Origin of the sequence: Pedobacter panaciterrae (assembly GCF_013204795.1) — a bacterium.
Classification (GTDB): Bacteria; Bacteroidota; Bacteroidia; order Sphingobacteriales; family Sphingobacteriaceae; genus Pedobacter; species Pedobacter panaciterrae.
In genome coordinates this window covers 47,694-65,149 of record NZ_JABMKW010000004.1, presented here as the reverse complement: position 1 = coordinate 65,149, position 17,456 = coordinate 47,694, and the positions used below count along the sequence as shown (strand labels likewise).

The window sequence follows — 17,456 nt, the reverse complement described above, 5'->3', positions numbered from 1 at the left end:
TATATGCGATGTTAAAATCACTAGACTTAAGCATTAGTATCCTGTATATACTTGGTATTTTAGCTATAGGCTTATGGGCGGGAATCAGTCATCGGCGCAAAAGCAAAGCGAATGCTGCCGGCGAGTATTTTCTGGCTGGTAAAACGTTAAAATGGCCGGCTATAGGACTGGCGCTGTTTGCTACAAATATTTCTACAGTCCATTTGGTTAGTCTGGCGCAAAGCGGCTTTGATAGTGGTTTGCTTAATGGTAATTTCGAATGGATGGCGGCGTTTACACTTATTCTGTTGTCGCTGTTTTTTGTCCCATTTTATATTAAGTCGGGAGTTGCTACGCTACCCGATTTTCTGGAAAAGCGCTACGACCGCTCCAGTCGCGACTGGCTGGCTGTCATTTCAGTAGTATCTGCAATAATTATCCATATCGCGTTCTCTATGCTGGCGGGTGGTATTGTATTGAAAACCCTGTTTGGACTTAACATGTATGTAAGCGTGATTGTAATTTGTATAATCACAGCTATTTATACCATTATAGGCGGGCTAAAAGCCGTTGTTGTAACAGAATCTATCCAAACAGTTGTTTTGCTTGCAGGAGCCTTTATTATCAGCTATGCTGCCTTTAATAAAATGGGCGGATGGGAACCAATGACTGATGTATTAAAAAACAAAGGTGAGATGGATAAACTTTCGATGCTGCGCCCACATGGCGATAGCAGCGGAATGCCCTGGTATACCGTGTTTTTGGGTTATCCTATTTTGGGTATTTGGTATTGGTGTGCAGATCAGACCATTGTACAGCGCGTGCTTGGTGCTAAAGATGAAAATCATGCAAGAGTAGGGCCTTTATTTTGTGGGTTTATAAAAATTTTACCTGTTTTTATTTTCGTGCTGCCAGGCTTGTTTGCTTATACTTTAGTGCAGACCGGCCATTTAGATGTAAGCAGTTTAGGTGTTGATGATAAGGGAAATGTAAACTCAAAGGGCATTTATACGCTTATGATTACTCAGCTGCTGCCTTCAGGATTGATTGGTGTTTTAGTAGCGGCCCTTTTATCGGGCTTAATGAGTCAGGTTTCAGGAGCCTTAAATTCCATTTCAACAATGGTTAGTTATGATATGTATCAGCGCTATCGCCCCGAGGCATCAGATAAACAATTGATCAGGATAGGGAAAATAGCTGCAGGTATTGCTCTTGTATTTTCATTAGGATTGCTGCCTTTATTAAATAGATACGAAAGCATATTTAGTGGAATCAATGATATTATAGCGCACATTGCGCCGCCAATAACCTGTGTGTTTTTGTTGGGCGTATTTTGGAAAGGAGCATCTGCCCAATCAGCCAAATTAACCTTATGGATCGGGTCTGTTCTGGGAGTAGTTGTATTTGCTATCAATAAGATATTTCCTGAAACCCTAATTGGCCATATACCATTTATGATGATGGCATTTTACCTTTTTTGCACCTGTGTGATTATTCAGGTAAGCTTTTCTTATATCTATCCTGTGCAACATACCGAAGAGAGCGCACAGCTTTATTGGAAATCGCCATGGGAACCTTTGCAGGGAACTGCCTGGAAGGGATTAGGAAATTACAAAGTGCTGTCGGGCTTGCTTTTATTGGTGACAGGTGTATTGTATTGTATATTCAGATAAAATGAAAAGATATATTCTCATTGTGTTTATTACCGGCCTTTTTCTGACCGGTTGTAAAGAAGAAACCAAGCAGGCTAATGTTAAGCGATTTGGTTCTGTAACAGGTTTAAAGCCCGAAAAATTGGATTACTATAAGCAATTACATGCCAATGCCTGGCCATCCGTTTTAAAGAAAATAAAAGAATGTAACATCAGGAATTATTCGATTTATCTGGAAAAGATAGGAGATGCTTATTATTTGTTCAGCTATTTTGAATATACGGGTGTTGATTTTGATGCGGATATGAAGAAGATGGCGGATGATCCGGAAACCCAAAGATGGTGGAAAGAAACAGATCCTTGCCAGCAACCATTGCCCGAAGCAGCGGCTAAAAAGCAAGTGTGGACAGATATGGAACAGGTTTTCCATACAGATTAAGATTTATAGAAAAAATATTGAATATGCAATTATTATCCGGTAAAGTTATTTTCCTCACGGGAGGTTCAGCAGGGATTGGTTTTGAGTGTGCAAAGGCTTATGCCGAGGCCGGTGCAAATGTGGTTGTTGCGGCATCTTCGCCTGAACCTGTGGAAGATGCTGTAAGGCAATTGGGTTCTGCGCATCTCGGTATTGTATGCGATGTATCTAAAGCCGATGATGTTGAAATAGCAATTGCAAAGACCTTAGCCCGCTATGGAAAATTAGATGCGATCCACAACAATGCAGGTGTGGCCTCGCCATCTAAACCTTTGCATGAGACCAGCGATGAGGAATGGGGAAATTTGATGGATGTGAATTTGAAAAGTATACTCTATACAACCCGATATGGATTTGAAGCATTAAAAGAATCTAAAGGATGTATTTTGAATACAAGTAGTCTTGTTGGAGAAATAGGACAGGAAAACCATGCAGCTTACACTGCTACCAAAGGCGCAATGAATACGCTGACAAAATCGATGGCGCTGGATTATGCACAATATAAAATCCGTGTAAATGCGGTTCTGCCAGCGGGAGTTTGGACCCCTATGCTGCGGGAGTGGAGTAAAGAGCAACCGAATCCGGCATCGATAGCACAATATTTGGACGATATACATCCTTTGGGCTATTGTCCGGAGGGAGATGTGATTGCTGATGCCTGTGTTTTTTTGCTTTCGGAAAAAGCCAGGTTTATTACGGGAACAATTTTGCCTGTTAGTGGCGGTGCGGAACTTGGGTACAGGTCTGTAAGATAAAGCCAGACTGAGCTTTAGTTATACAGATGTAAAACAGCGTTTAAACAGTTTTTGATTGTATAAACATTGTATAAACCTTGTGTTAAGATTGTATAAAAATTGCTTAAAAATTTTTGACGGAGAGCGTTTCCCGTTATTATTCTAATAATATTTCTTCAACTGTTTGACAATTAAAGATATTACACTATCTTTGCAGTCCCTAAAATTTAGGGGGAATAAATAATTGTTAAACAAATTAAATACAAGCAAGTGAATACGTTAAGTTACAAAACTGTCTCTGCCAATGCAAAAACTGTTAACAAACAGTGGGTTGTTGTTGACGCACAAGGCGAGATTTTGGGGCGCTTGTCATCGAAGATCGCAATGATCATCCGTGGTAAAAACAAGCCTGAGTATACCCCACACGTAGACTGCGGTGATAACGTTATCGTTATTAATGCAGACAAGGTTAAGTTGACCGGAAATAAATTTTCAGAGAAAATTTATACTTCTTACACCGGATACCCAGGTGGTCAGCGTTTCATTTCTCCAAAAGAGTTAATGGCTAAACACCCAAAACGTGTTATCGAGAAAGCTGTTCGTGGTATGTTACCTAAAACTAAACTTGGTGCTAAATTATACACCAACTTATATGTTTACGCAGGTTCAGAGCATCCGCACGAGGCACAATCACCAAAAACCATTAAACTTTAATTAAAGAAGAAATGTCAGTTACAAACACTTCAGGAAGAAGAAAAACAGCTGTTGCACGTATCTATTTAAAAGAAGGCAACGGCACTATTACCGTAAATGGTAAAGACCACAAAGTATATTTCCCAACGTTACCATTACAATACATTGTTAACCAATCGTTCGAAGTTTCTGAACTAGTTGGTCAGTATGATGTAAATGTAAACGTAGCTGGTGGAGGTGTTAAAGGTCAAGCAGAAGCAGTTCGTTTAGCTATCGCTAAAGCTATTGTTGAATTAGATGCTGAGAAAAAACCAGCATTACGTGCTAAAGGGTTAATGACCCGTGATATGCGTATGGTTGAACGTAAGAAACCAGGACGTAAAAAAGCACGTAAGAAATTCCAATTCAGTAAACGTTAATCTTAAGGAGACAAAACAATGGCAAGAACTACATATCAAGACTTATTGGATGCAGGTGTACACTTTGGTCACCTTACCCGTAAATGGAACCCAAAAATGGCGCCTTACATTTTCATGGAGCGCAATGGTATCCACATTATAGATTTAAATAAAACTTTAACTAAAACTGAAGAAGCTGCTTCAGCAATCAAACAGATCGTTAAATCTGGTCGTAAGATTCTTTTCGTAGCTACTAAGAAACAAGCTAAAGAAATTGTTGCTGAGCAAGCAAAAAAAGTAAACATGCCTTTCGTAACTGAACGTTGGTTAGGTGGTATGTTAACTAACTTTGCTACCGTACGTAAGTCAATCAAAAAGATGGTTACCATCGATAAAATGACTAAAGACGGTACTTATTCGATCCTTTCTAAAAAGGAGCGTTTAATGATTCAGCGTGAGCGTATCAAACTAGAAAGCTTATTAGGTGGTATCGCGGATTTAAACCGTTTACCAGCTGCTATCTTTTTAATTGACGTTAAAAAAGAGCACATCGCTGTTAGCGAAGCGTTGAAATTAAACATTCCAACTTTTGCAATGGTTGATACTAACTCTGACCCTTCAAACATCGATTTCCCAATCCCAGCGAATGATGATGCAACTAAATCTATCTCTTTAATTACTGATGTTATCATCAAAGCAATTGAAGAAGGTTTAGATGAGCGCAAACGTGAAAAAGACGAAGAAACTGAAAAAGAGGCTGTAGCTGCTAAAGCTGCTGCTGATGCTCCTGAAGCTGCTGCTCCTGGTGCAAGAAGAAAAAAAGTAAGTAGCGAAGCTGAAACCGAAGAAGGTACAAGCGAAGAAGCTTAATTAATAATATAATTTGGGTTGTATGCTGTGCGTTGGAGGTTTACTTACAACAATCACGTACAACCCATAATTTTTGATAATAACTTAAAAAGGAAATAAAATGTCTACAGTACAAATTTCTGCAGCAGATGTAAACAAATTGCGCCAACAAACCGGTGCTGGTATGATGGACTGCAAAAAAGCATTAATCGAAGCTAACGGTGATTTCGAAGCTGCGGTTGATTACTTACGTAAAAAAGGTGCTAAAGTAGCAGCTTCACGTCAGGATCGTGATTCTAACGAAGGAGTTGTTATTGCTAAAGCTACAGCTGATGGCAAACGTGGTGTTGTTGTTGAATTAAACTGCGAAACTGACTTTGTTGCTAAAAACGCTGATTTCGTTGCATTAGCTAATAAATTTACTGATTTAGCTATAGATAAAAACCCTGCTTCATTAGAAGAGCTTTTATCTTTAGAAGTTGATGGTCAGAAAGTTTCTGATATCATTATCGAAAACACTGGTAAAATCGGTGAGAAAATCGGTATTTCTAAATTTGAAACAGTATCAGGTGAGAAAGTTGTTCCTTACATCCACGGTAACTACCGTTTAGGTGTTTTGGTTGCTTTAAACCAAGCTGTTGCTGGTGTTGACGAAGCAGGTAAAGATGTTGCAATGCAAATTGCTGCTATGAACCCAGTTGCTTTAGATAAAGCTGATGTTGATGCAACTACTATTGAGCGTGAAACTGAAATCGCTAAAGAACAAATCCGTGCTGAAGGTAAACCTGAAGAAATGGTAGAAAAAATTGCTGCTGGTAAATTGAACAAATTCTACAAAGACAGTACTTTATTGAACCAGGAATTTGTTAAAGACTCATCTAAAGATGTTCGTAAATTCTTAAATGATACAGCTAACGGTTTAACTGTTACTGCATTTAAACGCGTACAATTAGGAGCTTAATCGCTTTTATTTTATATTAAATGAGGGTATGTCATAATGATGATATACCCTCATTTTTGTTTTCGTTATTCTGAGAACTTAGCATTAGAAAGACACACCGTCATCTCGAACACACACACTGCGTCATCTCGACGATAGGAGAGATCTCTTGGTTATGCTAATTTGATTTATGGTTATTTCTTGATCAAGAGATCTCTCCTATCGTCGATGACGGCAGCGGCTCTCTTTTTTTCTTTTTATTCAGGAAACGTTCTAATAAAAACTTTTATATAAGTTTGGGGCATAATTGTATTTGTATGTTAGCTATTAAAAATTGTAAGTTCTTTGCGGATGGGCTGCAAGTTGCAGGTCAGAATGTCTTAATTGAAAATGGTGAGATCGTTAAAATCAGCAGCGAAGAGATTCCAGTCGGATATGAAATTGTAGATGCCGAAGGAAGCTATTTAAGTCCTGGTTTTATTGACCTTCAGATTTATGGCAGTGGAAAGGACCTTTTTTCTGCTTACCCAACAGCAGACACGCTAAGTCAAATGGATTTGGATCTGCTAAGTAAAGGAACTACAAGCTTTTTAGCTTGTGTAGCAACTAACACTCCGGAGGTTGTTCATCAATCTATCGCTGCAGCAAAAGCTTATCGTAGCGAAGCCAGGGGTTTTCTGGGCTTACATTTGGAGGGCCCTTATATTAATGCAAAACGCAGAGGAGCCCATATTGAGAAATACATTTGCAAAGCCTCCCTTGATGAGGTAAAAAGGTTACTTGAATATGCAGATGGTACGGTAAAAATGATGACCATTGCTGCCGAACTTCAGGACGATGAGGTTATCAATTACCTGCTAGATAATAATATCGTGTTATCGCTGGGGCATAGTGATGCCAATTTTGAGCAAGCTACTGCAGCTTATGATATGGGCTTTAAAACCACAACGCATTTGTTTAATGCAATGCCTTCTATACATCATAGATCACCGAATTTGCCTGCCGCGGTATTTAGTCACCCTAAGGCAATGGCAAGCATTATTGCAGATGGAAATCATGTGGATTTTGAAATTGTAAAAATGAGCTACAAGCTGCTCCGTGAAAGAATGTTTTTGATAACTGATGCGGTTACTTCATGTAATATCGGGCCTTATCAGCATCAGCTTTCGGGTGAGAAATTCATTACTCCAGATGGAACTTTATCTGGATCTAACATAACAATGTTACAAGCGGTACAAAACTGTGTGGCGTATTGCGATATCCCATTGGCAGCAGCCTTGAATTTAGCCACACTAAACCCGGCAAGGCTGATTGAATTGGATGCTAAACTGGGCGATTTAAAGGTTGGAAATAAGGCGAATTTGGTCCTGCTTTCTGAAAAATTAGAGCTGTTAAAAGTTTTTGCAGAGGGAGTTGAACATTTGAGCCTTATTAATTAAAACAAATAGTTATTTTTGGAGTCATGAAGTATAAACGGATCCTATTGAAATTAAGTGGCGAATCGCTAATGGGCGATAAGCAGTATGGTATTGATAATGAGGTTGTAAAGCAGTATGCTGAAGACATTAAGGCGGTACATGCCAAAGGCCTTGAAATAGCAATTGTTATTGGTGGTGGTAATATTTTTAGAGGTTTAAGTGCTGAAAAATCTGGGATGGACCGTGCTCAAGCCGATTATATGGGTATGCTAGCCACAGTAATTAACAGTATGGCCTTGCAAGATGCGCTTGAAAAAGTAGGTCTTAAAACAAGATTGCTTACTGCAATAAAAATGGAGCAGATTTGTGAGCCTTTTATTCGCAGAAGAGCTGTACGCCACCTTGAAAAAGGACGTGTGGTGATTTTTGGAGCAGGTACTGGTAATCCTTATTTTACTACTGATTCTGCAGCTGCTTTACGCGCAATTGAGATAAAAGCAGATGTTGTTTTAAAAGGAACCCGTGTTGATGGTATTTATACCGCTGATCCAGAGAAAGATCCTGCAGCTACTAAATATTCAGAAATTACTTTTAAAGAAGTTTATGCTAATGGGTTAAACGTAATGGATATGACAGCCTTTACGCTTTGCGAAGAAAATAAACTCCCAATTATTGTTTTTGATATGAACAAAGCAGGTAATTTCATGAAAATCGCAAATGGCGATGGCATTGGTACACTTGTTAAAAACTAATAGCAATATTTTATATAAGTTTGGTTAAATTTTACACATCATGAATGACCTCATAAAGAAACAATTACAAGATGCTCAGGCTACCATGGAAAAAGCCATTTTGCACTGCGAGTCGGAACTGACGAAAATTCGTGCAGGAAAGGCTTCTGCTGGTATGCTGGATGGTATTATGGTTGATTATTACGGAAATCCTACTCCTTTAAGCCAGGTTGCAAGTATCAATACACCTGATGCTCGTACGTTGCTTATACAGCCTTGGGAAAAGGCTTTGCTAGTTCCTATTGAACGTGCAATTATGGAAGCAAACATAGGTATTAACCCTCAAAACGATGGTATTATTATCCGTTTGGTAGTTCCTCCTTTAACTGAAGAGCGTAGAAAGGATTTAGTTAAAAAGGTTAAAGAGGAAGCCGAAAGAGGTCGTATTACCGTTCGTAACATCCGTAAAGATGCCAACGAAAAGGTTAAGAAATTGAAAGGTGAAAGTGTTTCTGATGATGAGATCAAAACAGGTGAGGCTGAAGTTCAAAAAATTACCGATGCTTACATTGTAAAAATAGATAAACATGCCGAAGCAAAAGAAAAGGATATCATGACTGTTTAGGTCAGGATTATAATTTATACGTAAATTAAAGGGAATGGAAGTAATGCTTCATTCCCTTTGTTTATTTTTAACAAATTTTATTTATGAAAATCTTATTCAGCTATTTAAAAAACTATAAAGGTCTGATATTTCTGGCCTTGTTTCTGGCTGCAGTTAATCAGATATTTTCTTTTCTTGATCCCTATGTTTTTCGCCTGATCATTGATAAGTATGTAACGAACTATAAGCATTATACTACTGATGAGTTTATAAAGGGTGCCGGGGTACTTATTTTATTGGCTATGGGAGCAGCAATGGTTTCCCGCATCGCCAAGAATTTTCAGGACTATTATGTAAATGTGATTACGCAAAGACTGGGAGCTAAAATATATTCCGATGGTCTTGCTCATTCTTTGGAACTGCCATATCAGGTTTTTGAAGATCAGCGCAGCGGAGAAACATTAGGTATTTTACAAAAAGTTAGGATTGATACTGAGAAACTGGTTCAGGCGGTAATAAATGTTTTGTTTACAAGTATTATCGGGATCATTTTTGTGACCGTTTATGCCATCTCTGTATATTGGGTTATTGCTGTGGTGTATTTTTCTTCTATTCCTTTACTTGGGTTTTTAAGTTCGTTTTTAAGTAAACGGATTAAAAAAGTTCAAAAGAATATTGTAGCAGAAACAACATCACTTGCAGGTTCTACCACAGAATCGCTGCGTAATATTGAGCTGGTAAAAAGTCTGGGACTTGCCAAACAGGAAATAAACAGGTTAAATACTACAACCACGAAGATTTTAGGACTAGAGCTTAAAAAGGTAAAATACATCCGAAGTTTAAGCTTTATCCAGGGAACGTTTGTGAACCTGTTGCGTAACGGGCTGCTCTTTTTGATGATGTACCTGATCTTTGCAGGAAGAATTACGGTGGGTGAGTTCTTCTCACTATTCATTTACTCGTTCTTTATTTTTGGTCCCTTGCAGGAATTGGGTAATATCATTAATGTTTACAGGGAAACGGAGGTATCGCTAAATAATTTTGAGCGGATCATGTCTATTCCAAAAGATAAGAAACCTGATAATCCGGCATCAATTGCTAAAATCAAAAAATTAGAATTTGATGAGGTTAGCTTTAAGCACCAATCGGCCTCTACTAACGCCTTAAATAGCATTAATTTCGAAACGAACCTTGGAGAAACGATTGCCTTTGTAGGGCCATCAGGCTCTGGTAAAACTACGCTTGTTAAACTTCTTGTAGGGTTATATGAGCCTAAGGAAGGAGCCATTAAGTATAACGGAGTTACGGCTACCAACATAGATCTTGATGAATTACGAGAAAAAATAGGCTTTGTAACGCAGGATACGCAATTGTTTTCTGGAACAATAAGAGAGAATTTGCAGTTTGTAAGGCCTGAGGCAACCGATGAGGAGTGTATGAAGGTATTACATCAGGCAGCTTGTCAGAACTTATTGGCCAGAGCGGATAAAGGCCTGGATACCATGATTGGTGAAGGTGGAGTGAAGGTTTCGGGAGGTGAAAAGCAACGTTTGTCTATTGCCAGAGCACTATTGCGCAAGCCGGATATCCTGGTTTTTGATGAGGCAACCTCATCGTTGGATTCTTTAACGGAAGAAGAAATTACAGCAACAATAAGAGAGGTTTCTGATATAGATAACCACATGACGATATTAATTGCCCACCGCTTATCGACAATTAAACACGCCGATAGGATCTATGTATTGGAAAAAGGGAATGTAATTGAGCAGGGAACTCACGATGAGCTTGTGCTTCAGAATGGTTTGTACTATGCGATGTGGAGACAACAGGTGGGTGAAAGGTTCTCTATCGTTTAAGGTTAAACATTCTGCTCGTTTATTTCCTGTAATGTTAGTTTGGTTAAGTTTTTTGTTTTGAGGTAGGTAATACCTGCAACGAGAATGGTCATGCTACCTCCAAATACTACGGCGGGCACTGTTCTCATCAGTTTTGCAGTTAAACCTGATTCAAAAGCACCTATTTCATTTGAAGAGCCAATAAACATACTGTTTACAGCAGATACACGGCCGCGCATGTCATCTGGAGTTAGCAACTGCATAATGGTAGACCTGATGATTACACTTACGCTATCAAATGCGCCTTCTGCAAAGAGAAGTGCAAGCGTTAAGTAGAAGTTTTTAGATAGACCGTAGCAGATGATACTGGTTCCAAAGCCGGTTACCGCAATCAAAAGGTTTCTCCATGGCTTGTTCATAGGAGAGTAAACGGTCATGATAAGCATTGTGAGTACAGCACCTGTAGATGCAGCTGCTCGCATGAGGCCTAATCCCTCTGGACCTACTTTGAGGATATCATTAGCAAACACTGGCAGCAATGCTACAGCTCCTCCAAAAAACACAGAAAACAGGTCGAGGCTCATTGCGCCAAGCATCATTTTGTTTTTAAATACAAATTGTACGCCTTCTGTTAGGCTTTTTACAATACTTTCTTTTGGAATAAAGGTTGGTGGGTGAGACTTTAAAAAGAAGATACAAACTAATGAGATGGATATGAAGGTGATAATTACATAGTAAGTAACCGTGATGCCATAGAAGCCATAAATTAGTCCTCCCGTCATGGGTCCAAGGATAGAAGCAAGTTGCCAGCTGGTACTATTCCAGGTACTCGACTTTGGATACAATCTTTTTGGGATAATCTGCGCCATTAAAGAGAATGTAGCCGGACTAAAAAAACCTCTTGCTATACCTATGCCGAATACCATCAAATACATAATTGGCACAATATAGCTTGTGGGGATGTAAGCATGCATTTGCTTTGTAGTAACGATAAGCATTACTAAAGAGCACAGAAATACGCCAAAAAATACTTTTAGTAAAAGGCCTCTTTTCTCTGATTTATCAGCAATGTAACCTCCATATAAGGCAATGCCAATGGCAGGAATTGCTTCGCAAAGACCTACAAGGCCTAAGGCAAGAGGGTCTTTTGTTAAGTGATAGACGTGGAAGCCAATAATAACGGCTTGCATTTGATATGCGAATGTAAAAAAGAAACGCATGCCCAGATAAGATCGGAATTCCCTGTATAGCAGGACTGCGTAAAAAGGATCTGGTTTTTCTATGATTTCGGTATTGTCCAAAAGGAAAAATATTTTGAACAAATGTAGTTGATAGACAAATAAATTTTAAGATTATTTTTCTTGCAATTACATAATCTTGTCATAAAATGTAAGATATGCTTCTCTCATATCTTCAGCCTGATTAATTGCGGCTGATGCTGCTATGCCAAAAACACCAGTTTCCATAAGTGCCTCTATATCATCGGCGGTAACACCCCCTACGGCTAAAACAGGTAAGATAATACCATTTTGATTTAAGGTGGCCATTGCTTTTTTATATCCCTCTATACCAATATGAGGAGCATTGTTTGGCTTGGTTGTCGTATCGCGGAAGGGGCCAAAGCCGGCATAGTCTGCTCCCTCTTTTGCAAGTCTGATTAAACCTTCAACTGTGTTTGACGAGCCTCCGATAGTTACTGCTTCCCCTAATTGTTCTCTTAGTTTTGTGAAATCAGCGTCCATATCTTCTATATGGAAACCTTGTATATCGGCTTTGCCATTAAGGTGAATGTGATCTGTAACGATTAAGGTAGCCCCCCAATCGTCACAGATTTCAGCAATCACATTGATATCTTCTAAAAGCTCATCGTCGTTTTTAATTAAACAGCGGTATTGAATCCACTTTGCCCCAGCCTCACAAGCTATTTGTGCCTGCTCGATATGGGTTAACTGCTCAATGTCGTGTGTAATAAAATGTAGTCTTTCGATGAACTTCTTCATAGGATTAAAATTTCAAATTTAGCGAAAGTAAGAAATTAGTTCCGGCCTGAGGGAAGTAAAAGTTCTCTGTTGTGGTTCCCCATGGGTAAATTGAACTGTAGGTATAACCATTGCTTTCGTACTTTTTGTTTAGAATATTATTGGCAAGCAGGCCTATGTTTATGTTTTTGATTCCTTTTAAACTGAAGTCGTAACCAAGCCTTGCATTGTTTACCCAATAAGCATCGAGTTTACGGCTTTCGTTTTGAGTATTGTCCATGTATTGCTTACTCACGTATTTGCTTTGTAAGGCAATAGCAAAGCCAGCCACTGGTTTGTAAACCAGCTCTCCAAATATTACCGAGTTTGGCGAGAAAGAAATATCCGGGTTTGCATAGTTTGTAGCCTGTACATTAATCAGGTTAAAATCGTTATCATATTCTGATACATAGTCTACATAATTCTTGATCTTATTTCTGCTGAACGCTGCGTTTGCATTAACAGCAAAGTGAGAACTGATAATATAAGAAGCGTCTAGCTCCAGGCCAATCCTATAGCTCTTGTCTACATTTTGACGGTAAGCATCAGAATATTCGTTGATTTCGCCGGTAAAGATCAGCTGATCTTTGTAAAACATACCGTACGCATTTACACCGACATTAAAATCTGTGTTTTTAAAGCGGTAGCCTGCCTCTACATTGTTTAGACGTTCTGGTTTAGGAACAGCCAGACCTTCTTTTAAATTGGTAAAATCATCGCGGTTTGGTTCTTTATTTGCAACACTAAATGAGGCGTAAAAGTTGCTTAACTCGTTTAGGAAATAGGTAGCTCCAACTTTAGGATTAAAGAAATTGTAGTTGTTATTGTAATCTAAACTTTTGCGATTCTTGTCAGTTCCTGAAATATCATATTTCACATTTCTGTACTGTAAGTCTGCAAACAAGCTTAACTGAGTTACCGGATTATAATTTACTTTGAAGTAGCTATTGAAGTCGTCCTTGTCTCCTTTGCCATCATAGTAATGATAATCGTTGGTTGATGTTGATGCATATTGAGCCCATATTACTTGTCCAAAATGCTTGCCTCTATATTGGTTATAAGCCCCACCCAGTGTGAAATTTAAATTAGATTCTGGTTGGTAGTTAAAGGCATAAGTAAGACCATAAAAGTTATTATCTAACCAACGACGACGAACAAGATCCGTTCTTTCAATAGTTGAACCGCCTGCTATAACATTTGGCAAACCATAGTTTTTAAGTTTCTGGTTGTTTTTATACTCTTCAAAATATCCTTCGCCCTGGGTTAGGTGTAATGCCCCGTTGAACGACAATTGTTCGTTGAACTGTTTTGCGTATAAAGCTTGATAATGGTTTTGTTTGTAGTTATCGTTCTGATCGTTATAAAGGAACTGATTGTATTTTCTGTTATCGGAATTGAAAAGGTTTAAAGAATCTGCCTGGGTGTTGTACAGATAGCCGAGGTTATTGTTGTAATGTTCTTTTAAGCCCTCAATGTGGCCTCTAAGTTTAGCTTCAGGAACACCGTTCCAGGCTTGGTAAGTTTCTTCAGTTCCTGAAAATACGTTTACACGTAGTATATCGGTTTTTCCATGATATGCACCTGATAAGAAGTATGATTTAAGATTAGAGGCCGCACGGTCGATAAATCCATCAGATTTGATTCTTGATAAACGACCGTCAAAGCTCCATTTTCCATCAATAAGACCGGTACCTACTTTGACAGTATTTTTAAGGGTGTTGTAGCTTCCATAAGTGTTGTTTATTTCTGCGTAAGGGACTTCTGAGCTTGATGAAGTTTGGATGTTTAAACTTCCGCCAAATGCCCCAGCTCCGTTTGTTGAAGTTCCAACCCCACGTTGGATTTGTACGTTGTCGACAGATGAAGCAAAATCAGGCATGTTTACCCAGAATGTACCTTGGCTTTCACTGTCATTATATGGGATCCCGTTTACAGTAACGTTTATCCTGCTCGCATCGCTGCCTCTTATTCTAATGCCTGTATATCCTACACCTGCACCGGCATCGGAGGTAACAACCACACCTGGTGTGTTGTTTAGGATGAAAGGAAGATCTTGTCCGAAGTTGTTTTGTTCAATGTCTGTTTTGCTAATGTTTTTATAAGTGGTTGCAGACTTTTCATTTGCACGGGTTGCGTTTACAATAACTTCGTCGGCAAGAAAAGCCGATTGAACTAATACAAAATCGAGCGTTTGATCGGCATTAATTGTGATGCTCTTTTCTATTGTTTGATAGCCAAGATAGCTTACTAATAACGTATAATTACCTGCTTTTAAATTGGTTAATTGATATTTTCCCTGTTTATCGGCAGTTGTTCCGGCAGATTTATTTTTTAGCTTAATAGTAGCGCCAGGTAATGTAGTATTTGATTTTTCGGATACGGTACCCGAAATGGAGAATTGCGCTTTTACCAACACCGGCAATAGCAACACAGCAAGCGCTGTGATCATTAATTTTTTCACTTTATTGTTTCTTTTAGTTAAACCACTGTAAGTAAGGGGTACTTACAGCCCAGTTAAACTCCATAACTCCAATCCCTCCGCCGGCATTATCCGGATCAGGTGCATATATCTGTAAACAGATATAATGGGTATGCTCTCAGCCTGTTTTCGTGTTTTTACAAAACAAGGCACCCCTTTTTGATGGTACAAAGGTATTGATTTTTTTATCAGTGTAAAAATGTTTGAACTGCTGTAATTGCGTTATTTAATCTATCCTCTCCCTGACCGCCAACTTTAATGTATATTGCGTTCAAGGCTTTAAGCTCCTGATGCCATACCTGCATAAAATGTTCTCGTTTATGCGGGAAATCGCGAAGAGGATCTTCTTGCCAGGGTAGGTCAATATCCATCAGCAAGTATAAATCGTAATTGTATTTAGGGAGTGCATCAAGAACAATCTGAGGGGTTTCTCCAAAAACTTCATCGCTCCATATTTTTACAGTGATAAAGGTTGTGTCACAGAAAACCAGGTCTTTTTCGGCTATGGCTAGTATGGAGTCTTCGAGTGCCAATTGCCCATGAAACATGTTTACCTCGTCCTGCAAATTGCATGGTTCGGTTAATGCCGCACAGTAATACCTTGCGTATTCAGGTACCCATAAGGTATCAAAGTGTTTTGCAAGCTGCTGGGTAATGGTTGATTTTCCAGTACTCTCCGGGCCAACAATGGCTATCTTTTTAATGGGTTTGTTCACGGTGGGTTTTCCTCCAATCTAAATAGCCTACAGAGGCAATATAAACATATAATGCATACATAACTGCTGTTGCATATAGGTCTTTTGAAACGTACATGCCAACATATATGATATCGACAAAAATCCAGATCAGCCAGTTCTGTAATACCTTTCTTGCAAGAAATATCTGGGCTATTAAACTACAGGCCGTACAAAAGCTGTCTAAAAAGGGGAACGAGGCATCTGTATTCTTTTTAAGTACAAAGCCCAGTATTAACGTAAAAAGAATTACACCTAAAATGGAAAGCATAATCTCCTTTTTGGTAATGACTGTAATTGGTCGCGATGCTTCGGGATTATTTCTGTTCTTGCTCCAGAAATACCAGCCGTAGACATTCATCGCGAAAAAGTAAAACTGCAGACCCATATCGGCATACAGTTTTGATTCGAAGAAGATGAAAATATAGATGACTACACTTACTATAGCAATGGGCCAATTGTATATGTTGTTTTTGGCGGCAAGCCATACACACAGTATACCAGTGAAAACACCTAGCCATTCCAGTAAACCCGTTTGTAAAAATAACTGAGTGAAACTATCCTTTACAACATCAAACATTTACCAAAAGTAAAAAAAAATCCGGCAGGAAGAATTCCATGCCGGATAGTAAACCAAACAAACTATTTATCTTTTATTGCGCTTTAGGTGATGAAGTAAAGCCTATTGATGTTCTTATGCTTACATCAGCGCTTGTGTTATTTCTTAAAACATATTCAACTCTTACACGGAGACTGGTTCCCTTTATGTAATCGTCCAAAAACTTTGAATTGTCTATATCTAACGCAAGTTCAGAGCCAATGTTCTCTTGTATATCACTTCTTGACGCAACCATGACCTCGCCACCGTTTTCATTTGATACAAAAAGCTTTACAGACTTAAACATGCCTAAGCTTTTGTTGCTAGGATTGCTGGCGATCATTTTTGCAGAGGCAATTCTAATTTCTTTTATATAATTGGTTCCGTTTTTATTTCCAAAAACATCATCAAAACTTGTTGCCGCAGATTTTGCAGAGATAGGCGTATCGCTTTTGCTTGAGGCAGGGATAACTATTGTTGCGGTGTAAGGAAATGTAGATTTAATAATAGATTGTACTGTTCCGCAACCAGCCAGAATTACAGTGATTGCAAATAAAAATGGTAATATCTTTTTCATAGTTGAGAATATGCAAATGTTATTCCATCACAAAAAAAGTGTTTTTATGCACCACGGCGGGTGATTTTGTAGTTAATTATATACAGATATTTGGAATAACTGTAGGTCTTTGTAGCTGTTTTTAAATTTTATAAAAACAATTTGTTTAATCTGTTTGTAGTTAACAAGCACTAGCTAAAATATGATATGGAACAATGATACTAACTAATTGATGGTTAAATAATATTGACTAACAGGAGTTGTGGAGGCTTCTTTAGTCAGCAAATTCAAATTCCTATGAAAAAGTTAAGTGTGAATTTTTTAGTAATTGCAGCGTTTTCGTTGTTGTTATTAGCTTTCGTTACCATTAAGGATGGCGGAATCAAAGGTAAAGTATCTCCTGATAGTGGTGCGGTGCAAGTGGTTGCCGTAGCAGGAACAGATACCATAAAAGGTGATCTTAGTAGTGGTAGTTTTACCATTAATAATGTAAAACCAGGTACCTACACCGTATGGGTTAAAGCTAAACCACCGTATAAAGACAAGTCAGTTGAGAACGTTGCTGTGGTTGATAGCACTGTAACCGACGTTGGGGAAATAAAACTTGAACAATAACTCTATAGATTAAACGCAGAGAAGGGGGCCATTTAGCCCCTTTTTCAGTTTATAAGGGTTTTTGAAAAAATACCTGATTTTTAACGTTCAAAAGCGTAACTTTGCATCCCGACAGAAGAGTCGGGGATCTTTAATGATATCAAAG

General features: G+C 38.6%; 18 protein-coding genes. 12 read left to right on the top strand and 6 right to left on the bottom strand.

Annotation, left to right across the window (positions count from 1 at the left end; translation table 11 throughout):
- Nucleotides 1-8 precede the first annotated feature (8 nt).
- The 11 genes from HQN86_RS01225 to HQN86_RS01175 all read left to right on the top strand — a co-directional run bounded on the left by HQN86_RS01225 (nucleotide 9) and on the right by HQN86_RS01175 (nucleotide 10,332).
- Nucleotides 9-1,652 (top strand): sodium:solute symporter, encoded by a 1,644-nt coding sequence (locus HQN86_RS01225; protein ID WP_172659230.1) that lies wholly within the window; start codon nucleotides 9-11, stop codon nucleotides 1,650-1,652.
- 1 nt (nucleotide 1,653) lies between these two features.
- Nucleotides 1,654-2,070, top strand: coding sequence for an L-rhamnose mutarotase (locus tag HQN86_RS01220; protein WP_172659229.1), 417 nt, complete (start codon nucleotides 1,654-1,656; stop codon nucleotides 2,068-2,070).
- 23 nt (nucleotides 2,071-2,093) lie between these two features.
- A complete protein-coding gene (locus HQN86_RS01215; RefSeq protein ID WP_172659228.1) occupies nucleotides 2,094-2,864 on the top strand; it encodes an SDR family NAD(P)-dependent oxidoreductase in 771 nt (256 codons plus the stop codon).
- Nucleotides 2,865-3,113: 249 nt separating this feature from the next.
- Nucleotides 3,114-3,557 carry a 50S ribosomal protein L13 gene (gene rplM, locus HQN86_RS01210; RefSeq protein ID WP_048907936.1) on the top strand — a complete coding sequence of 148 codons (444 nt, stop codon included), beginning with the start codon at nucleotides 3,114-3,116 and terminating at the stop codon, nucleotides 3,555-3,557.
- Nucleotides 3,558-3,568: 11 nt separating this feature from the next.
- Nucleotides 3,569-3,955 (top strand): 30S ribosomal protein S9, encoded by a 387-nt coding sequence (gene rpsI / locus HQN86_RS01205; RefSeq protein ID WP_048907935.1) that lies wholly within the window; start codon nucleotides 3,569-3,571, stop codon nucleotides 3,953-3,955.
- A gap of 18 nt (nucleotides 3,956-3,973) precedes the next feature.
- Nucleotides 3,974-4,804 (top strand): 30S ribosomal protein S2, encoded by an 831-nt coding sequence (rpsB, locus tag HQN86_RS01200; protein WP_048907934.1) that lies wholly within the window; start codon nucleotides 3,974-3,976, stop codon nucleotides 4,802-4,804.
- A 100-nt stretch (nucleotides 4,805-4,904) separates the two neighbouring features.
- Nucleotides 4,905-5,744 carry a translation elongation factor Ts gene (tsf, locus tag HQN86_RS01195; protein ID WP_048907933.1) on the top strand — a complete coding sequence of 280 codons (840 nt, stop codon included), beginning with the start codon at nucleotides 4,905-4,907 and terminating at the stop codon, nucleotides 5,742-5,744.
- A gap of 296 nt (nucleotides 5,745-6,040) precedes the next feature.
- Nucleotides 6,041-7,162, top strand: coding sequence for an N-acetylglucosamine-6-phosphate deacetylase (gene nagA, locus HQN86_RS01190; RefSeq protein ID WP_172659227.1), 1,122 nt, complete (start codon nucleotides 6,041-6,043; stop codon nucleotides 7,160-7,162).
- A 23-nt stretch (nucleotides 7,163-7,185) separates the two neighbouring features.
- Nucleotides 7,186-7,893, top strand: a complete 708-nt coding sequence (gene pyrH, locus HQN86_RS01185) for a UMP kinase (RefSeq protein ID WP_172659226.1) — start codon at nucleotides 7,186-7,188, stop codon at nucleotides 7,891-7,893.
- A 40-nt stretch (nucleotides 7,894-7,933) separates the two neighbouring features.
- Nucleotides 7,934-8,497: a ribosome recycling factor gene (gene frr, locus HQN86_RS01180; RefSeq protein WP_048907907.1), complete on the top strand. Its 564-nt coding sequence runs from the start codon at nucleotides 7,934-7,936 to the stop codon at nucleotides 8,495-8,497.
- Between the two features lie 83 nt (nucleotides 8,498-8,580).
- A complete protein-coding gene (locus tag HQN86_RS01175) occupies nucleotides 8,581-10,332 on the top strand; it encodes an ABC transporter ATP-binding protein (RefSeq protein WP_172659225.1) in 1,752 nt (583 codons plus the stop codon).
- Between the two features lie 2 nt (nucleotides 10,333-10,334).
- Here the strand turns inward: HQN86_RS01175 and HQN86_RS01170 are convergent, their stop codons facing one another.
- From HQN86_RS01170 to HQN86_RS01145, 6 genes are all read right to left on the bottom strand, one after another.
- On the bottom strand, nucleotides 10,335-11,612 hold the full coding sequence (locus HQN86_RS01170; protein ID WP_246269374.1) for an MFS transporter: 1,278 nt from the start codon (nucleotides 11,610-11,612) through the stop codon (nucleotides 10,335-10,337).
- 66 nt (nucleotides 11,613-11,678) lie between these two features.
- Entirely contained in the window at nucleotides 11,679-12,311 is a 633-nt protein-coding gene (locus tag HQN86_RS01165) for a thiamine phosphate synthase (protein ID WP_172659224.1), read from the bottom strand.
- Between the two features lie 4 nt (nucleotides 12,312-12,315).
- The gene (locus HQN86_RS01160; RefSeq protein ID WP_172659280.1) at nucleotides 12,316-14,778 is read right to left on the bottom strand and encodes a TonB-dependent receptor; all 2,463 of its coding nucleotides are present in this window, start codon (nucleotides 14,776-14,778) and stop codon (nucleotides 12,316-12,318) included.
- A gap of 218 nt (nucleotides 14,779-14,996) precedes the next feature.
- Nucleotides 14,997-15,524 carry an AAA family ATPase gene (locus HQN86_RS01155; protein WP_172659223.1) on the bottom strand — a complete coding sequence of 176 codons (528 nt, stop codon included), beginning with the start codon at nucleotides 15,522-15,524 and terminating at the stop codon, nucleotides 14,997-14,999.
- Nucleotides 15,508-16,122: a nicotinamide riboside transporter PnuC gene (pnuC, locus tag HQN86_RS01150; protein WP_172659222.1), complete on the bottom strand. Its 615-nt coding sequence runs from the start codon at nucleotides 16,120-16,122 to the stop codon at nucleotides 15,508-15,510. The genes HQN86_RS01155 and pnuC overlap by 17 nt, the downstream gene beginning before the upstream one ends.
- Nucleotides 16,123-16,195: 73 nt before the next feature.
- On the bottom strand, nucleotides 16,196-16,717 hold the full coding sequence (locus HQN86_RS01145) for a hypothetical protein (RefSeq protein ID WP_172659221.1): 522 nt from the start codon (nucleotides 16,715-16,717) through the stop codon (nucleotides 16,196-16,198).
- A gap of 276 nt (nucleotides 16,718-16,993) precedes the next feature.
- Here HQN86_RS01145 and HQN86_RS01140 point away from each other — a divergent pair, with 276 nt between their 5' ends.
- Entirely contained in the window at nucleotides 16,994-17,311 is a 318-nt protein-coding gene (locus tag HQN86_RS01140; RefSeq protein WP_172659220.1) for a peptidase associated/transthyretin-like domain-containing protein, read from the top strand.
- The last annotated feature ends 145 nt before the right edge of the window (nucleotides 17,312-17,456 follow it).

Bases quoted from the DNA above. Each gene is read 5' to 3' on its own strand.
- HQN86_RS01225 (WP_172659230.1), top strand. From the start codon at position 9: ATGTTAAAATCACTAGACTTAAGCATTAGTATCCTGTATATACTTGGT.
- HQN86_RS01220 (WP_172659229.1), top strand. From the start codon at position 1,654: ATGAAAAGATATATTCTCATTGTGTTTATTACCGGCCTTTTTCTGACC.
- HQN86_RS01215 (WP_172659228.1), top strand. From the start codon at position 2,094: ATGCAATTATTATCCGGTAAAGTTATTTTCCTCACGGGAGGTTCAGCA.
- rpsI (WP_048907935.1), top strand. From the start codon at position 3,569: ATGTCAGTTACAAACACTTCAGGAAGAAGAAAAACAGCTGTTGCACGT.
- rpsB (WP_048907934.1), top strand. From the start codon at position 3,974: ATGGCAAGAACTACATATCAAGACTTATTGGATGCAGGTGTACACTTT.
- tsf (WP_048907933.1), top strand. From the start codon at position 4,905: ATGTCTACAGTACAAATTTCTGCAGCAGATGTAAACAAATTGCGCCAA.
- nagA (WP_172659227.1), top strand. From the start codon at position 6,041: ATGTTAGCTATTAAAAATTGTAAGTTCTTTGCGGATGGGCTGCAAGTT.
- pyrH (WP_172659226.1), top strand. From the start codon at position 7,186: ATGAAGTATAAACGGATCCTATTGAAATTAAGTGGCGAATCGCTAATG.
- frr (WP_048907907.1), top strand. From the start codon at position 7,934: ATGAATGACCTCATAAAGAAACAATTACAAGATGCTCAGGCTACCATG.
- HQN86_RS01175 (WP_172659225.1), top strand. From the start codon at position 8,581: ATGAAAATCTTATTCAGCTATTTAAAAAACTATAAAGGTCTGATATTT.
- HQN86_RS01165 (WP_172659224.1), bottom strand. From the start codon at position 12,311: ATGAAGAAGTTCATCGAAAGACTACATTTTATTACACACGACATTGAG.
- HQN86_RS01160 (WP_172659280.1), bottom strand. From the start codon at position 14,778: ATGATCACAGCGCTTGCTGTGTTGCTATTGCCGGTGTTGGTAAAAGCG.
- pnuC (WP_172659222.1), bottom strand. From the start codon at position 16,122: ATGTTTGATGTTGTAAAGGATAGTTTCACTCAGTTATTTTTACAAACG.
- HQN86_RS01145 (WP_172659221.1), bottom strand. From the start codon at position 16,717: ATGAAAAAGATATTACCATTTTTATTTGCAATCACTGTAATTCTGGCT.
- HQN86_RS01140 (WP_172659220.1), top strand. From the start codon at position 16,994: ATGAAAAAGTTAAGTGTGAATTTTTTAGTAATTGCAGCGTTTTCGTTG.